This window comes from Streptomyces ardesiacus (assembly GCF_003112575.1).
Classification (GTDB): Bacteria; Actinomycetota; Actinomycetes; order Streptomycetales; family Streptomycetaceae; genus Streptomyces; species Streptomyces ardesiacus.
In genome coordinates this window covers 39,464-55,382 of record NZ_BEWC01000003.1, presented here as the reverse complement: position 1 = coordinate 55,382, position 15,919 = coordinate 39,464, and the positions used below count along the sequence as shown (strand labels likewise).

The 15,919-nt window shown below is 71.2% G+C and carries 14 protein-coding genes; 10 read left to right on the top strand and 4 right to left on the bottom strand.

Annotation, left to right across the window (positions count from 1 at the left end):
• Positions 1-9: 9 nt before the first annotated feature.
• Positions 10-555 (top strand): ATP-binding protein, encoded by a 546-nt coding sequence (locus Sdi02f_RS13150; RefSeq protein ID WP_030404335.1) that lies wholly within the window; start codon positions 10-12, stop codon positions 553-555.
• Positions 556-976: 421 nt separating this feature from the next.
• Here the strand turns inward: Sdi02f_RS13150 and Sdi02f_RS13145 are convergent, their stop codons facing one another.
• Entirely contained in the window at positions 977-2,473 is a 1,497-nt protein-coding gene (locus Sdi02f_RS13145) for an MFS transporter (RefSeq protein WP_030404334.1), read from the bottom strand.
• Positions 2,474-3,013: 540 nt separating this feature from the next.
• On the opposite strand from Sdi02f_RS13145, the gene Sdi02f_RS13140 reads away from it, so the two are divergent.
• On the top strand, positions 3,014-3,691 hold the full coding sequence (locus Sdi02f_RS13140) for a response regulator transcription factor (protein WP_007450413.1): 678 nt from the start codon (positions 3,014-3,016) through the stop codon (positions 3,689-3,691).
• Between the two features lie 49 nt (positions 3,692-3,740).
• A complete protein-coding gene (gene draK / locus Sdi02f_RS13135) occupies positions 3,741-5,015 on the top strand; it encodes a two-component system sensor histidine kinase DraK (protein WP_030404333.1) in 1,275 nt (424 codons plus the stop codon).
• Positions 5,016-5,030: 15 nt separating this feature from the next.
• Here the strand turns inward: draK and Sdi02f_RS13130 are convergent, their stop codons facing one another.
• Positions 5,031-5,600 carry a GtrA family protein gene (locus tag Sdi02f_RS13130; RefSeq protein WP_051783669.1) on the bottom strand — a complete coding sequence of 190 codons (570 nt, stop codon included), beginning with the start codon at positions 5,598-5,600 and terminating at the stop codon, positions 5,031-5,033.
• Between the two features lie 165 nt (positions 5,601-5,765).
• Here Sdi02f_RS13130 and Sdi02f_RS13125 point away from each other — a divergent pair, with 165 nt between their 5' ends.
• From Sdi02f_RS13125 to Sdi02f_RS13110, 4 genes are all read left to right on the top strand, one after another.
• Positions 5,766-6,905: a 5-(carboxyamino)imidazole ribonucleotide synthase gene (locus Sdi02f_RS13125; protein WP_174843345.1), complete on the top strand. Its 1,140-nt coding sequence runs from the start codon at positions 5,766-5,768 to the stop codon at positions 6,903-6,905.
• Positions 6,902-7,444: a 5-(carboxyamino)imidazole ribonucleotide mutase gene (gene purE / locus Sdi02f_RS13120; protein ID WP_007450410.1), complete on the top strand. Its 543-nt coding sequence runs from the start codon at positions 6,902-6,904 to the stop codon at positions 7,442-7,444. Before Sdi02f_RS13125 ends, purE begins: the two co-directional genes overlap by 4 nt.
• A 28-nt stretch (positions 7,445-7,472) precedes the next feature.
• Entirely contained in the window at positions 7,473-8,651 is a 1,179-nt protein-coding gene (locus Sdi02f_RS13115) for a dipeptidase (protein ID WP_031087058.1), read from the top strand.
• A gap of 121 nt (positions 8,652-8,772) precedes the next feature.
• Positions 8,773-9,903 carry a dipeptidase gene (locus Sdi02f_RS13110; protein ID WP_108933299.1) on the top strand — a complete coding sequence of 377 codons (1,131 nt, stop codon included), beginning with the start codon at positions 8,773-8,775 and terminating at the stop codon, positions 9,901-9,903.
• A gap of 137 nt (positions 9,904-10,040) precedes the next feature.
• Here the strand turns inward: Sdi02f_RS13110 and Sdi02f_RS13105 are convergent, their stop codons facing one another.
• Entirely contained in the window at positions 10,041-11,384 is a 1,344-nt protein-coding gene (locus Sdi02f_RS13105) for a UDP-glucose dehydrogenase family protein (RefSeq protein WP_030404328.1), read from the bottom strand.
• Positions 11,385-11,564: 180 nt separating this feature from the next.
• Between Sdi02f_RS13105 and Sdi02f_RS13100 the strand changes: the two genes are divergently transcribed.
• Positions 11,565-12,722, top strand: a complete 1,158-nt coding sequence (locus tag Sdi02f_RS13100) for an acyl-CoA dehydrogenase (protein WP_031186013.1) — start codon at positions 11,565-11,567, stop codon at positions 12,720-12,722.
• 142 nt (positions 12,723-12,864) lie between these two features.
• Entirely contained in the window at positions 12,865-13,905 is a 1,041-nt protein-coding gene (locus Sdi02f_RS13095) for a vWA domain-containing protein (protein ID WP_053665731.1), read from the top strand.
• A gap of 33 nt (positions 13,906-13,938) precedes the next feature.
• Here Sdi02f_RS13095 and Sdi02f_RS13090 read toward each other — a convergent pair whose 3' ends face one another.
• The gene (locus Sdi02f_RS13090) at positions 13,939-14,505 is read right to left on the bottom strand and encodes an acyl-CoA thioesterase (RefSeq protein WP_030404325.1); all 567 of its coding nucleotides are present in this window, start codon (positions 14,503-14,505) and stop codon (positions 13,939-13,941) included.
• A gap of 119 nt (positions 14,506-14,624) precedes the next feature.
• On the opposite strand from Sdi02f_RS13090, the gene Sdi02f_RS13085 reads away from it, so the two are divergent.
• Positions 14,625-15,905: an LCP family protein gene (locus Sdi02f_RS13085; RefSeq protein ID WP_174843344.1), complete on the top strand. Its 1,281-nt coding sequence runs from the start codon at positions 14,625-14,627 to the stop codon at positions 15,903-15,905.
• Positions 15,906-15,919: the final 14 nt, after the last annotated feature.

The following is a 15,919-nucleotide window of genomic DNA, read 5'->3' as shown; positions in this document are numbered from 1 at the left end:
GAAGCGCTGATGAGCACCACCCGGCCCTACTCGCCGGGCGACCGCGGTCCGGAGCCCAGCGGCGCTTCCGGGGCGCCCGCGTCCGCGCCGGTGCCTTCTTCGGGGGTTCCCGGGGCGGCGTCCGTGTCCGCCCCGGAGGGCGGTGGGCGGCAGGCCCGCAGGCTGAGCTTCGAGGACGCGAGCGGGGTCGTTCCGCTGGCCCGCGACTTCACCCGTGAGGCGCTGTACGCCTGGGGCTGGCTGCCGTCCGCCACCGCGGACCAGCGGGCCGCCGCCGAGGACGTACTGCTCGTGGTGTCCGAGCTGGTCACCAACGCCTGTCTGCACGCCGAGGGGCCGGACGAGCTGCGGATCACCTGCGAGAAGAAGGTGATCCGGCTGGAGGTCTCCGACCGCGGCACGGGCCAGCCGGCCCCGCGGACCCCGCACCGCGCGGGGCGCCCCGGCGGCCACGGCATGTTCATCGTGCAGCGCCTGTGCCTGGACTGGGGCGTCGTACGGACGCCGGGCGTCGCGGGCAAGCGCGTCTGGGCGGAACTGGGCGCTCCGGCGTAAGCCCGAGGCAGCCTGCGGCGCATGCGCGGGGCCCTGCCCGCCCCGCCCGCCCGTCCCGGCGGACCGAGCCGGGCGCCGGCTTGCGCCTGCGGCGCCGGGGCAGGGTTCCAGCCCGCCCACCCGTCTGTCCCGGTGAACCGGGAGGCGGCTGTTCCTCGGTGCTTCGCCCCGGTACTGCCCACCCGCCGTTCGTGTCTCCGTGGGGCGGGAGGCGGCTGTCTCCGACGGCTTCGTCGGCTTCGTCGGCTTCGCCCGGACTCCTGCACCGCTCCCCCTCCCACGGTCGAAGTCCGTGAGGCTCCCCGGAGGCTTAGCCCCCGCAAGGCCCCTGGACTTCCCTCGGCTGCCGTGAAGACGAGGAGGGCCCCCTCATCCGGGCTGGATGAGGGGGCCCTCCTCGCGAGGCAGTCGTCCGCCGGGCTCAGCGCACGTCGCCCATGAGCTGCTTGACGCGCTTGCGGTACATCCAGATCGCCACGCCCGCGACCACCGCGAGCGTCGCCTCCGCGGCGACGATGCCCGTCTTGTTGAGGTTGACGCCGGCGATGGAGAGCAGGCCGGTCGTGGCGTCGCCCGCGGTGACGGCCAGGAACCAGACGCCCATCATCTGCGAGGCGTACTTCACCGGCGCCATCTTCGTCGTCACCGACAGGCCGACCGGGGAGAGCATCAGCTCACCGCAGGTCTGGACGAAGTAGATCGCCACCAGCCACATGGCCGCCGCCTTGTGGCCGCCCTCCGCGATGCCCAGCGGGGCCAGGAAGAGGAAGAAGGACGCGCCGACCAGGACCAGACCGCCGCAGAACTTGACGACCGTGCTCGGCTCCTTGCCGCGGCGGGCCAGCGCCATCCACAGCGTGGCGAAGACCGGGGCCAGGGCCATGATGATGACCGGGTTGACCGACTGGTACCAGGAGACCGGGAAACTCCAGCCGAAGACGCTGTTGTCGGCCGAGGAGTCGGCGAACAGCGACAGGGTCGAGCCGCCCTGGTCGTAGATCATCCAGAACACGGCCGCGGCGACGAAGAACCAGATGTACGCCGACATCTTGGACTGCTCCGCGCGGTCCAGGGACTTGTCGCGCTTGATGTTGGTCAGCACCAGCACCGGGATGATCACACCGAGCAGCGTCAGCGGGACCAGGATCCAGTTCAGGGTGTAGTGGCCGGAGAAGCCGACGATCGCGTAGAAGACGACGGCCAGCGCGGCCCAGAACGCGGCCTTGCGCAGCGTCGAGGACTTCTCCTGGGCGGACAGCGGCTTCGGGACCACGCTGGAGTGCGGGGCCAGGTGGCGGCTGCCGATCAGGAACTGGAGCACGCCCAGGCCCATGCCGACCGCGGCGAGCGCGAAGCCCAGGTGCCAGTTGACGCTCTCGCCGATGGTGCCGATGGTCAGCGGCGCCACGAAGGCACCGAGGTTGATGCCCATGTAGAAGACGGTGAAGCCACCGTCGCGGCGCGGGTCGTCGGGGCCGTCGTAGAGCTGGCCGACCATCGTGGAGATGTTGGCCTTCAGCAGACCCGAGCCGATGGCGACCAGACCGAGGCCCGCGTAGAACGTGCCGGAGGACGGCAGCGCCAGCGTGAGGTGGCCGAGCATGATCACGCCGCCGGCGATGGCGACGGTCTTGCGCGGGCCCCAGACGCGGTCGCCGAACCAGCCGCCCGGCATCGTGAGCAGGTACACCAGCGAGAGGTACACCGAGTAGATCGCGGTCGCGGTGCCGGCGTTGAGGCCGAGGCCACCCGGGGCGACGAGGTACAGCGGGAGCAGAGCCCTCATGCCGTAGTAGGAGAACCTCTCCCACATCTCGGTCATGAAGAGTGTGGCCAGTCCGCGGGGGTGGCCGAAGAAGGTCTTCTCGGTCCCGGGGGTGCCCGGGGTGACCGAGTCCTTCGTCAGGCTGGACGCCATGGTCGTTCCTTGCTGGTCGGGACGCGCTCATGAGGCGATGCGCGCCCGGTGGGGGGCGGCCGGCACCGGCGGCCTTCCCCGCCCGTCCCACGCCTGAGGGATTCCGCTCCGGATTGCGAAGCGGTGGGCGGCGGCCACCGGGATCCACGCCTCTGCGCGCGTCACTGCACGCGGTGAGGCCCGGCCACAGGTCATTCCTTTCAAGGCCGGCCGTGGGGGCCGGCCCGCACACAAAAGGACCCTTAGCGTCGAAACGTTCGCCAAAGGTCCTCTGGGTACTACAGGCGCTGATTCACCATACGGCAGGACACCGCCCGGTATGGAAGGACTTGAGACGCGGATCACAGGTGATGGTGGAACCGCGAACGATCTTTCGAAGGTTTATTACAGGATGGCACCCCACAGCCGCAGGCTCGGACGTGGGGTCGGGACCCGGGTGGTCCGCACCCGGCCCACAGGCCGTTCACAGGCCCCCCGCGGGCGGGCGGCCCTCGGCGCGATCTTGCCCGGGCGTTGCTCCGAGCGGTCTACCATCAGCTCATGACCCGTGTACTGCTCGCCGAGGACGACGCGTCCATCTCGGAGCCGCTGGCCCGCGCACTGCGCAGGGAAGGGTACGAGGTCGAGGTGCGTGAGGACGGACCCGCCGCACTCGACGCGGGGCTGCAGGGCGGCATCGACCTGGTCGTGCTGGACCTCGGCCTGCCGGACATGGACGGTCTCGAGGTCGCCCGCCGGCTGCGGTCCGAGGGCCACGCCGTGCCCATCCTGATCCTGACCGCGCGCGCCGACGAGGTGGACACCGTCGTCGGCCTGGACGCGGGCGCGGACGACTACGTCACCAAGCCCTTCCGCCTGGCCGAGCTGCTGGCCCGGGTCCGGGCCCTGCTGCGGCGGGGTGCCGTCGAGCCGCCGCAGCCGCCCGCCACCCACGGCGTGCGCATCGACGTCGAGTCGCACCGGGCCTGGATGGGCGAGGAGGAGCTGCAGCTCACCGCGAAGGAGTTCGACCTGCTGCGGGTCCTGGTGCGCGACGCCGGCCGGGTCGTCACCCGCGACCAGCTGATGCGCGAGGTCTGGGACACCACCTGGTGGTCGTCGACCAAGACCCTCGACATGCACATCTCCTGGCTGCGCAAGAAGCTCGGCGACGACGCGGCCAACCCGCGCTACATCGCCACCGTGCGCGGCGTGGGCTTCCGTTTCGAGAAGAACTGATCCCAGAAGCAACCGAGCGAAACTCCGAGGGTCTTCCGGGTAAGAGGACATGCGCCGTCGACTGATCCAGTCCACGCTCGCCGTGGTGCTCGTGGTGATCGCCGTCTTCGGCGTCTCCCTCGTCATCGTCGAGACCCGCACGATCAGCAGCACCGCCCAGGAACGCGTCGGCCTGGAGGCGGTGCGGCTGGCCAGCATCGTGGACAGCCGGCTCATCGGCACCGGCACCGTCGACGAGCACTTCCTGCGGGAGCAGATCCGCGACGCCCGGTACGCCGTCATCCGCATCCCCGGCGAGCCGGTCGTCGAGGTCGGCGAGAAGCCGTCCGGCGACGTCCTGCGGGGCCGGGCCACCGGCGAGGAGGGCGAGTCCGTCCTCGTCGAGGAGCCCAGGTCCTCGGTGACCCGGGAGGTCGGCCGGACCCTGCTGATCATCGGTCTGGTGGCGCTGCTCGCCGTGATCGCCGCCGTACTGCTGGCGATCCGGCAGGCCAACCGTCTCGCCTCCCCGCTCACCGACCTCGCCGAGACCGCCGAACGCCTCGGCTCCGGGGACCCGCGCCCGCGGCACAAGCGGTACGGCGTCCCCGAGCTGGACCGCGTCGCCGACGTCCTGGACTCCTCCGCCGAGCGGATCGCCCGGATGCTGACCGCCGAGCGGCGCCTGGCCGCCGACGCCTCCCACCAGCTCCGTACGCCGCTGACCGCGCTGTCCATGCGGCTGGAGGAGATCACCCTCACCGACGAACCGGAGACGGTGAAGGAGGAGGCGACGATCGCGTTGTCGCAGGTGGAGCGGCTGACGGACGTCGTGGACCGGCTGCTGACCAACTCCCGCGACCCGCGCAGCGGCTCCGCCGTCACCTTCGAGCTGGACGACGTCATCCAGCAGCAGATCGCCGAGTGGCGCCCCGCCTACCGCAGCGAGGGGCGGGCCATCGTCAGCTCCGGCAAACGCCATCTGACGGCCGTGGGCACGCCGGGCGCGGTGGCGCAGGTGCTGGCCGCGCTGATCGAGAACTCCCTGATGCACGGCGGCGGCACCGTCGCCCTGCGGACCCGGGTGACCGGAAACCAGGCCGTGGTCGAGGTCACCGACGAGGGGCCCGGCGTCCCGGCCGACCTGGGGGCGCGGATCTTCGAGCGGGCGATCAGCGGACGCAACTCCACGGGCATCGGCCTCGCCGTCGCCCGCGACCTGGCCGAGGCGGACGGCGGACGGCTGGAGCTGCTCCAAGGGCGCCCGCCGGTCTTCGGGCTGTTCCTGTCCCGTACGCATCCCCCGAAGAAGCCCCCGGAGGACGGCGGCCGCACGGTGCGCTGAGCGCGGGGGAGCCGGTCAGCGGCGGCCCGCGGGGGCACCGTCCGGGTGGGGGAGCGCGGTCGGGGCCTCGTGCTCCAGGAAGGTCTCCGCCCGCGTCACCGGCTCACGGGCGGGCAGCGCGCGGAAGACCCAGCTGCGGTACGACCAGAAGCGGAAGAGCGTGCCGAGGCCGATGCCGAGGAACTTGAAGATGTTGCTCTGCAGCGGGCTGTCCCAGCCGAAGCCGTACGTCGCCGTGTAGAGCACGCCGTTCTCGATCACCAGCCCGATCACGCTGAACAGCAGGAACAGCGACATCTCGCGGGTCTGGCCGCTCTTGTCGCGGTCGCGGTAGGTGAAGTACCGGAAGCCCACGTAGTTGAAGACGATCGCGACGATGGTGGCGACGATGCTGGCCCGCACCACCTGGAGGTCGGTCGTGTGGCGCACGAAGTTGAAGACGAGGAGGTTGACCAGCACCCCCGCGCCGCCCACGGCGCCGAACTTCGCGATCTCGCTCACGAGCCGCCCGATCCGTCCCCGCACGCCTGCGCGCGGCGGCCGGGGCGTGGCGGGCGTCCGAGCACCCGAGGAACCCTGTTCCATGGCCGTGCAGGCCCCCGTCCGTCGGTTGGCGTCAATTCGTTCATGCTAACCACCCGGACGCGGGATCTTCCTGCGGACGGACCCGCGAGGGTCGCAACGGGGGCGGGGAAGGGCGGGAAACGGCCGGTAAACAGGTGGGCTCCGCGCGGCCGATACGCTAGGGGTGTGACGTTCCCGGTAGTCGGTATGGTCGGCGGTGGCCAGCTCGCTCGTATGACACACGAGGCGGGCATCCCGTTGGGCATCAGGTTCAAGCTTCTCAGTGACACTCCTCAGGACTCTGCGGCGCAGGTCGTGAACGAAGTCGTCGTCGGCGACTATCGCGATCTGGACACGTTGCGCGAGTTCGCGCGCGGCTGTGACGTGATCACCTTCGATCACGAACACGTGCCGACCGAGCACCTCAAGGCCCTGGAGGCGGACGGCATCCCCGTGCGCCCCGGCCCCGAGGCGCTCGTGCACGCCCAGGACAAGGGCGTGATGCGCGCGAAGCTCGACGCGATCGGCGTGCCCTGCCCGCGGCACCGCATCGTGAGCGATCCGGCCGACGTGGCCGCCTTCGCGGCGGAGGGCGACGGCTTCCCCGTCGTCCTCAAGACGGTCCGCGGCGGGTACGACGGCAAGGGCGTGTGGGTCGTGGACTGCGCGGAGGAGGCGGCCGAGCCCTTCCGCGCGGGGGTGCCCGTGCTGGCGGAGGAGAAGGTCGACTTCGTCCGCGAGCTGGCCGCCAACGTGGTCCGCTCCCCGCACGGCCAGGCGGTGGCCTACCCCGTCGTCGAGTCCCAGCAGGTCAAGGGCGTCTGCGACACGGTGATCGCGCCCGCCCCCGGCCTCGACGAGGAGCTGGCCCTGCGCGCCGAGGAGATGGCGCTCGGCATCGCCAAGGAGCTGGGCGTCGTCGGCCACCTCGCCGTCGAGCTGTTTCAGACCCGCGACGGCCGCGTCCTCGTCAACGAACTGGCGATGCGCCCGCACAACTCCGGCCACTGGACCATGGACGGCGCGATCACCTCGCAGTTCGCCAACCACGTCCGCGCGGTCCTCGACCTCCCCCTCGGCGACCCGCGCCCGCGCGCCACGTGGACGGTCATGGTCAACGTCCTCGGCGGCGACTACCCGGACATGTACTCCGCGTACCTGCACTGCATGGCCCGCGACCCCCAGCTCAAGATCCACATGTACGGCAAGGACGTGAAGCCCGGCCGCAAGGTGGGCCACGTCAACACCTACGGCGACGACCTGGACGACGTGCTGGAGCGCGCCCGTCACGCTGCCGGCTACCTGAGAGGGACGATCACCGAATGAGCCAGGCCAGCCCGGCGAGCCCGGTCGTAGGCATCGTCATGGGGTCGGACTCCGACTGGCCCGTCATGGAGGCCGCCGCCAAGGCGCTCGACGAGTTCGAGATCCCCTACGAGGTCGACGTCGTCTCCGCGCACCGCATGCCGCACGAGATGATCGCGTACGGCGAGCAGGCCGCCGGACGCGGGCTGAAGGCGATCGTCGCCGGGGCCGGGGGCGCCGCCCACCTGCCCGGCATGCTCGCTTCCGTCACCCCGCTGCCGGTCATCGGCGTGCCGGTGCCGCTGAAGTACCTCGACGGCATGGACAGCCTGCTGTCCATCGTGCAGATGCCGGCCGGCGTCCCCGTCGCCACCGTCTCCGTCGGCGGCGCCCGCAACGCCGGTCTGCTGGCCGCCCGCATCCTCGCCGCCCACGACGAGGAACTGCTCGGCCGGATGCGCGAGTTCCAGCAGGAGCTGAACGACCAGGCCACCGAGAAGGGCAAGCGGCTGCGCAACAAGGTCGCGGGCTCGACGGCCGGCTTCGGCTTCGGAAAGTGACCGACGAGAAGTGACGGAAGGGACGCGGATGACATCGCTGGAGAGGGCTCGCGAGCTGCTGCGCGAGTTCCCCGTCGTCGACGGGCACAACGACCTGCCCTGGGCACTGCGCGAGCAGGTCGGCTACGACCTCGACGCCCGGGACATCGCCGCGGACCAGTCCGCGTACCTGCACACCGACCTGGCCCGGCTGCGGGCGGGCGGCGTCGGCGCGCAGTACTGGTCGGTGTACGTCCGCTCCGACCTGCCGGGCGCGGTGACGGCCACGCTGGAGCAGATCGACTGCGTACGGCAGCTCGTCGCCCGCCACCCCGGGGAGCTGCGCGCCGCGCTGACCGCCGCCGACATGGAGGCCGCCCGCGCCGAGGGCCGGATCGCCTCCCTGATGGGTGCCGAGGGCGGCCACTCCATCGACAACTCGCTGGCCGCCCTGCGCGCCCTGTACGCCCTGGGCGTGCGCTACATGACGCTCACGCACAACGACAACGTCGCGTGGGCCGACTCGGCGACCGACGAGCCCGGCGTCGGCGGCCTGTCGGCCTTCGGCCGCGAGGTCGTGCGGGAGATGAACCGCGAGGGCATGCTGGTCGACCTCTCGCACGTCGCGGCGACGACGATGCGCGACGCGCTGGACACCTCCACCGCGCCGGTGATCTTCTCGCACTCCTCGTCCCGCGCGGTGTGCGACCACCCGCGCAACATCCCCGACGACGTCCTGGAACGGCTGCCCGCCAACGGCGGCATGGCGATGGTGACGTTCGTGCCGAAGTTCGTGCTCCAGGCCGCCGTGGACTGGACGGCCGAGGCCGACGAGAACATGCGCGCGCACGGCTTCCACCCCCTCGACTCCAGCCCCGAGGCGATGAAGGTGCACGCCGCCTTCGAGGAGCGCGTCCCGCGTCCCGTGGCCACCGTGTCCACGGTCGCCGACCACCTCGACCACATGCGCGAGGTCGCCGGTGTCGACCACCTCGGCATCGGCGGCGACTACGACGGGACGCCCTTCACCCCCGACGGCCTCGACGACGTCGCCGGCTACCCGAACCTCATCGCCGAACTCCTCGACCGCGGCTGGTCCCAGGCCGACCTGGCCAAGCTCACCTGGAAGAACGCGGTCCGCGTCCTGGACGCCGCCGAGGACGTGGCCCGGGGACTGCGCCGGACGCGGGGGCCGTCCAACGCCACCATCGAGCAGCTCGACGGCTGAGCCGCCCGCTTCCCGCCGGCGGGTGGGGCGCCGGTACCCCCGAACGCCCCGCCCACCAGGAAGCCCCTACCGCTCCGTGCGACGGTGGCCGTATCGCACGACGACCGTACGGAGCACCGCCATGGCAGATCTCCAGGACGACCTGCACTCCGGTACCGAGGCCGGTGGGCTCGACGACCTGCCCGTGCCGCTCGCCGCGGAGGCCTGTGCGCCGGAGCCCTGCGCGCCCGTGTCCGGCCCCGGCGACGAGCCGCTGACCCGGGCGCTCGCCGTACTGGCCGCCCACCCCGTCGCCGACGGCTGCAACGGGCTGCCCGGGGTCCTCGGGAACCTGTCCTGGTACGACCTGGAGCTGGGCGAGAGCGCCGTCGACACCGACGTGCCGCGGCTGCGGGAGGGGCGCGTCGGAGCGCTGCTGTGGTCGCTGCACCTGCCGGAGTCCGTGGACGGGGACCGTGCGGTCGGTGCCACGCTGGAGCGGCTGGACCTGGTCAAGACCGTCGTCCGGGCCCACCCGGAGGGGCTGCGCCTGGCCCGCGACGCGGGGCAGATCATCGACGCGCGCCACTGCGGCCGGGTCGCCGTGCTGCCCGGTCCCGCGGGCGCCGCCGCGATCGGCGACCGCCTGGGCATCCTGCGTTCCCTGCACGCCCTCGGCCTGCGCGCGCTGACGCTGTCCGGGGTGTCCTGGGCGGGCGAGGCGGGGCTGACCCGGTTCGGCGAGGAGGTCGTCCGCGAGATGAACCGCCTCGGTGTCCTCGCCGACCTCTCCGGTGCCTGTGCCCAGACCGTCCGCCGCACCTTCGCGGTGTCCAAGGCGCCGGCGCTGTGCACCCGCTCCGCCACCCGCGCCCTGCGCCCGCACCCGGCCAACCTCCCCGACGACCTGCTGGCGGAGCTGGGCGCGGCCGGCGGCCTGTGCATGGTGCCGCTGACCGCCGAGCAGACCGGGCCGACCGTCCGGGACGTCGCCGACCACCTCGACCACGTCCGCGCGGTGGCCGGCCCGCGGAGCGTCGGCCTCTCCGGCACCTACGACACCGGCACCGCCCACCCGCTGGAGCTGGGCGACCCCTCCTGCTACCCCCGGCTCATCGCCGAACTGCTCCACCGCGGCTGGGACGAGGCGGACATCGCCCTGCTGACCTGGGGAAACCTCCAGCGCGTCCTGCGCGCCGCGGCCTTCACCGCGAAGGCCGCCCAACTGCGCCGCGAGCCGTCCACGGCGACCATCGGCGACCTGGACGGCTGAGCGCCCGCGCCGGGCCAAGGAGTCGTCAACACCGCCCGCTTCCCCGGCAGCCCGGGCGTGTCCTGCGGCACAATGCGGACGGACGCCGGTTCGGCCGACTGAGCCTCGGCCGAACCGGCGTCCCTCTCCTGCCGCCGTCAGGCGGTGGGGCGGCCCATCGCCCGGTAGGTCCAGCCGGCCTTGCGCCACAGCGTCGGGTCCAGGGCGTTGCGGCCGTCCAGGATCACCCGGGCCGCCGCCGCCTCGCCCAGGACCTCCGGGTCCAGCTCGCGGAACTCCCGCCACTCGGTGAGGTGCAGCACGACGTCCGCGCCCCGCACCGCCTCCAGCGCCGAGTCGGCGTAGCCGAGCGTCGGGAAGAGCCGGCGGGCGTTCTCCATGCCCTTGGGGTCGTACACCGTCACCTGGGCGCCCTGGAGGTGGACCTGCCCGGCGACGTTCAGCGCGGGGGAGTCCCGTACGTCGTCCGAGTCGGGCTTGAAGGTGGCGCCGAGCACCGCGATCCGCTTGCCGAGGAACGGGCCGCCGCCCAGCGCCTGCCGGGTCAGCTCCACCATCTGGCCGCGCTGGCGCATGTTGATCGAGTCGATCTCGCGCAGGAAGGTCAGCGCCTGGTCGGCGCCCAGCTCGCCCGCGCGTGCCATGAAGGCGCGGATGTCCTTCGGCAGACAGCCGCCGCCGAAGCCGATCCCGGCCCGCAGGAACTTGCGGCCGATCCGGTCGTCGTACCCGATGGCCTCCGCCAGCTTGGCGACGTCGCCGTCGGCGGCCTCGCAGACCTCCGCCATCGCGTTGATGAACGAGATCTTGGTGGCGAGGAACGAGTTCGCCGAGGTCTTCACCAGCTCGGCGGTCGGGAAGTCGGTGACGACGAAGGGGGAGCCCTCCCCGACCGGCGTGGCGTACACCTCGCGCAGCAGCTTCTCCGACCGCTCGCTGCGCACGCCGACCACGATCCGGTCCGGGTGCAGCGTGTCCTCGACGGCGAAGCCCTCGCGCAGGAACTCCGGGTTCCAGGCCAGCTCGGCCCGGTGGCCGGCCGGCGCGTGCTCGGTCAGGTAGGCGGCCAGCCGGTCGGCGGAGCCCACCGGCACCGTCGACTTGCCGACGACCAGCGCGGGTCGGGTCAGGTGCGGCGCCAGCGAGGCCAGCGCGGCGTCGACGTAGGACATGTCGCAGGCGTACTCGCCGTGCTTCTGCGGGGTGTTCACGCACAGGAAGTGCACGTCGCCGAAGGCGGCGACCTCGGCGAAGTCGGTGGTGAAGCGCAGCCGCCCGCTGGACCCCTCGATGCCCGCGACGTGCTTGCGCAGCAGCTCCTCCAGCCCCGGCTCGTACATCGGGACCTCGCCCCGCTGGAGCATCGCGATCTTCTCGGGCACCACGTCCAGACCCAGCACCTCGAAACCGAGTTCGGCCATGGCCGCCGCGTGCGTCGCGCCGAGATAACCGGTACCGATCACGGTGATCTTGAGGGCCATGGGTGCTCCAGGGGTGTACGGCGTGGGTGCGCGCCCGAGCATATCGGGGGCGCGGGAAAAACCTTTCGGTCGCCTGTCGTCAAGCTCACCTATCCACGAACGCGGGCGGGCTCTAAAATTTGGGTTACTTAACGGTAGTTAGCGTGCCCAGCATCACAGCGTTTTGGAGCGTGAGACACCTTGGCCGAATCGGCTGACTTCGACCTGTACCGCCCGTCGGAGGAGCACGACATGCTCCGCGACGCCGTCCGCTCGCTGGCCGAGGCGAAGATCGCGCCGCACGCCGCCGCGGTCGACGAGGAGGCCCGCTTCCCGCGGGAGGCGCTGGACGCCCTGACCGCGAACGACCTGCACGCGGTGCACGTCCCCGAGGAGTACGGCGGCGCGGGCGCCGACGCGCTCGCCACGGTCATCGTGATCGAGGAGGTGGCCCGCGTCTGCGCGTCCTCCTCCCTCATCCCGGCCGTGAACAAGCTCGGCTCGCTCCCGGTGATCCTCTCCGGCTCCGAGGAGCTGAAGAAGAAGTACATGGCCCCGCTCGCCAAGGGCGAGGGCATGTTCTCCTACTGCCTCTCCGAGCCCGACGCGGGCTCCGACGCGGCCGGCATGAAGACCAAGGCCGTCCGCGACGGCGACTTCTGGGTGCTCAACGGCGTCAAGCGCTGGATCACCAACGCGGGCGAGTCGGAGTTCTACACGGTGATGGCCGTCACCGACCCCACCAAGCGCTCCAAGGGCATCTCCGCCTTCGTCGTCGAGAAGTCCGACGAGGGCGTCTCCTTCGGCGCCCCGGAGAAGAAGCTCGGCATCAAGGGCTCCCCGACCCGCGAGGTCTACCTCGACAACGTCCGCATCCCCGCCGACCGCATGATCGGCGCGGAGGGCACCGGCTTCGCCACCGCGATGAAGACGCTGGACCACACCCGCATCACCATCGCCGCCCAGGCCCTCGGCATCGCCCAGGGCGCCCTCGACTACGCCAAGGGCTACGTCCGGGAGCGCAAGCAGTTCGGCAAGCCGATCGCGGACTTCCAGGGCATCCAGTTCATGCTCGCCGACATGGCCATGAAGATCGAGGCCGCCCGCCAGCTCACCTACGCCGCGGCCGCCAAGTCCGAGCGCGGCGACAGCGACCTCACCTTCCAGGGCGCCGCCGCCAAGTGCTTCGCCTCCGACGTGGCCATGGAGGTCACCACGGACGCCGTCCAGCTCCTCGGCGGCTACGGCTACACCCGTGACTACCCGGTGGAGCGCATGATGCGCGACGCCAAGATCACGCAGATCTACGAGGGCACCAACCAGGTCCAGCGCATCGTGATGGCGCGCAACCTGCCGTAGCGGCGGGGGAGTCGTACGGCGAGGGGCGTCCGCGGGCCGGGCGCCCCTCGCCCGTCGTGACCCGTTGTCAGTGGCGGGTGAGACGGTGGATCCATCGCGTCGGGAAGCCGGTGAACGGCACTCGGTATGAGGGGGAGCCACCATGTCCACAAGCCAGAACTACATCAACCACGTCGCTCTCGTGCTGGACGCCAGTTCGTCCATGCGCCGCCTGAGCGACAAGGTGGTCGAGGTCGCCGACCAGCAGATCGCCTACCTGGCCCGCCGCTCGCAGGAGCTGGACCAGGAGACCCGCGTCACGGTGTACGTCTTCGCCGACCGGGTGGAGTGCGTCATCTACGACAAGGACGTGCTGCGGATGCCCTCGCTGAAGCAGATGTACCGGGTCGGCGGCATGACGGCGCTGCTGGCCGCCACGCTCAAGTCGCAGCACGAGCTGGCGCAGACCGCCCAGCTCTACGGTGACCACAGCTTCCTCACCTTCGTCCTCACCGACGGGCAGGAGAACGTGAGCCACCGCTGCCCGGACGCCCCCGCCCGTGACCCGCGCGCCCTGGTCCGGGCCGTGTCCTCGATGATCGAGACGCAGGAGGACAACTGGACGCTGGCCGTCCTCGTCCCCGACCAGATGGGCAAGCGCGAGGCCATGCAGTACGGCTTCCCGAAGGACAACATCGCGATCTGGGACGCCACGAGCACCCAGGGCCTGGAGGAGGCCGGACAGGTCATCCAGGAGGCCACCGAGAAGTTCATGGTGGGCCGCACCAAGGGCATCCGGGGCTCGCGGACCGTGTTCTCCACCGGCGCGGACGCGGTCAACAAGGACACCGTCAGGGCGGCCGGCCTCACCCCGGTGGAGAGCTCGAAGTACCGGCTCATCGACGTGCCCCGCGACGTGGCGATCCGGGAGTGGGTCGTCGAGAGCGGGCACACCTACCGCACCGGCGGGGCCTTCTACCAGCTCAGCAAGTCGGAGAAGGTCCAGCCGAAGAAGCAGATATCGGTGCTGGAGAAGAAGACGGACCGGGTGTACACCGGGCCCGAGGCCCGGGCCCTGCTCGGTCTGCCGGACGTCGAGGTCCGCATCAAGCCGGACCACAACGACGAGTTCACGATCTTCGTGCAGAGCACCAGCGTGAACCGCAAGCTCGTACCGAACACACGGCTGCTGCTGATGCTCTGACCGGCGTCCCGGCCGGCCGGTCGTCCCGGCCGGTCAGTCCTCGAAGCCCTCCGCCGCCCGCTTCTCGCGCAGCTCCATGATCGCGCGGCGGCGGGCCAGGCGGTGGGTGCGGCGGATCTGGGCCTCCTGGTAGCGGCGCTTGTCCTTCTCGGTCTCGGGCAGCACCGGCGGGACCGTGCGCGGCTTGCCGTCCGCGTCGACCGCGGCGAAGACCAGGTAGGCCGAACCGACCTGGGTGGCGGGGGTGGACTCGTTCCAGCGCTCGGCCATGACCCGGACGCCCACCTCCATGGAGCTGCGGCCGGTCCAGTTGACCTGGGCCTTCACATGGACGAGGTCACCGACGCGGACGGGTTCCAGGAACGCCATCTCGTCCATGGACGCGGTGACGGCGGGTCCGCCGGAGTGCCGTCCGGCCACGGCGCCCGCCGCGTCGTCGACGAGCTTCATGATCACACCGCCGTGCACCGTGCCCAGAAGGTTGGTGTCGCTGTGCGTCATGATGTGGCTGAGGGTGGTGCGGGAGGCCGAGGTCGGCTTGCCCGGGATCTCCGGGGGCGCCGGGTGTGCGGCCGAGGCCTGTTGTGCCTGGTCTGTCATGCCCTCCACCTTATGCCGGGGTCACACGGGCGTGGTTTTGTGTCGGGTTCGCAACAGCGCTGCCCTGATTTCCCGACATACCTTGTCCCGCCCACAGGGCAGCCCGGCACACTGGGCGCATGAATGATTGGCCCGAGGGATGGTCCGGTGACAACCGCGGCAGCGGATACGGGCGCGGCAGCGCGAGCGCACGGCCCGAGAGCGCACGCGTGATGCGTCAGGTCCGCCGCGGTGCGACGCCGCCGCCCGGCCCGGGCCCGTCGGCCCCGCCGTACGGCGCCGGGGTGCCCCAGCAGCCGTCGTACACCGACGGCCAGGGGTACGGCGGCGACGGCTACGACAGCGGCTACAACACCGGCCAGGTCTACGGGGGCAGTGGCGGCGGTCACGGCCCCGGCGGCCAGGCGCAGGGCAGACCCGCGCCGAACTGGCGCCGCCGGATCAAGTGGACCGCGATCACGGTGGTGACCGTGCTGGTCGTCACCACGGTCAGCACCTACTTCTGGGCGGACTCCAAGCTCAACCGCGAGGTCGACCTGTCCAAGGTCATCGACCGGCCCGAGGCCGGCGAGGGCACGAACTACCTGATCGTCGGGTCGGACAGCCGCGAGGGCATGTCCAAGGACGAGATGAAGGACCTGCACACCGGCTACGCCGAGGGCAAGCGCACCGACTCGATGATGATCCTGCACACCGGGGACAACGGGTCGACGCTGATCTCCCTGCCCCGCGACTCGGACGTCGAGATCCCGAGCTTCGTCGGCTCCGAGTCCGGCAAGAAGTACCCGAGCACCGGCCGGCGCACGAAGCTGAACGCCGCCTACGCCGAGGACGGCCCCGAGCTGCTGGTGCGCACCGTCGAGTACAACACCGGGCTGCGCCTGGACCACTACGTCGAGATCGGCTTCGGCGGCTTCGCGAACATCGTGGACGCGGTCGGCGGCGTCGAGATCGACATCCCGCAGGACATCAAGGACAAGAAGTCCGGCGCCGACCTCAAGAAGGGCAAGCAGACCCTCAACGGCCAGGAGGCCCTCGCCTTCGTCCGTACCCGGTACGCGCTGGCCGGCTCCGACCTGGACCGCACCAAGAACCAGCAGAAGTTCCTGTCCGCGCTGGCGAGCCAGGTGGCCACCCCGTCGACGGTCCTCAACCCGTTCAGGCTGTACCCGACCATGGGCGCCGGTCTGGACTCCCTCATCGTCGACAAGGACATGGGCCTGTTCGACCTGGCGAGCATGTTCTGGGCGATGAAGAGCGTCAGCGGCGGCGACGGCACCTCAATGAACATGCCGATCTCCGGCAGCGTCGGCGGCAACCTCAAGTGGGACGACGCCAAGGTGAAGAAGCTCGTGCAGGAGCTGAAGAACGACGAGAAGGTCACCGTCTCCGGCAACTGAGCGGGGGCGCGGCG

Excerpts from the sequence above, each read along its gene's own strand:
- Sdi02f_RS13110 (WP_108933299.1), top strand. The coding sequence starts at position 8,773 with ATGGCAGATCTCCAGGACGACCTGCACTCCGGTACCGAGGCCGGTGGG.
- Sdi02f_RS13085 (WP_174843344.1), top strand. The coding sequence starts at position 14,625 with ATGAATGATTGGCCCGAGGGATGGTCCGGTGACAACCGCGGCAGCGGA.
- Sdi02f_RS13150 (WP_030404335.1), top strand. The coding sequence starts at position 10 with ATGAGCACCACCCGGCCCTACTCGCCGGGCGACCGCGGTCCGGAGCCC.
- Sdi02f_RS13105 (WP_030404328.1), bottom strand. The coding sequence starts at position 11,384 with ATGGCCCTCAAGATCACCGTGATCGGTACCGGTTATCTCGGCGCGACG.
- Sdi02f_RS13095 (WP_053665731.1), top strand. The coding sequence starts at position 12,865 with ATGTCCACAAGCCAGAACTACATCAACCACGTCGCTCTCGTGCTGGAC.
- purE (WP_007450410.1), top strand. The coding sequence starts at position 6,902 with ATGAGCCAGGCCAGCCCGGCGAGCCCGGTCGTAGGCATCGTCATGGGG.
- Sdi02f_RS13090 (WP_030404325.1), bottom strand. The coding sequence starts at position 14,505 with ATGACAGACCAGGCACAACAGGCCTCGGCCGCACACCCGGCGCCCCCG.
- Sdi02f_RS13115 (WP_031087058.1), top strand. The coding sequence starts at position 7,473 with ATGACATCGCTGGAGAGGGCTCGCGAGCTGCTGCGCGAGTTCCCCGTC.
- Sdi02f_RS13145 (WP_030404334.1), bottom strand. The coding sequence starts at position 2,473 with ATGGCGTCCAGCCTGACGAAGGACTCGGTCACCCCGGGCACCCCCGGG.
- draK (WP_030404333.1), top strand. The coding sequence starts at position 3,741 with ATGCGCCGTCGACTGATCCAGTCCACGCTCGCCGTGGTGCTCGTGGTG.
- Sdi02f_RS13130 (WP_051783669.1), bottom strand. The coding sequence starts at position 5,600 with ATGGAACAGGGTTCCTCGGGTGCTCGGACGCCCGCCACGCCCCGGCCG.
- Sdi02f_RS13140 (WP_007450413.1), top strand. The coding sequence starts at position 3,014 with ATGACCCGTGTACTGCTCGCCGAGGACGACGCGTCCATCTCGGAGCCG.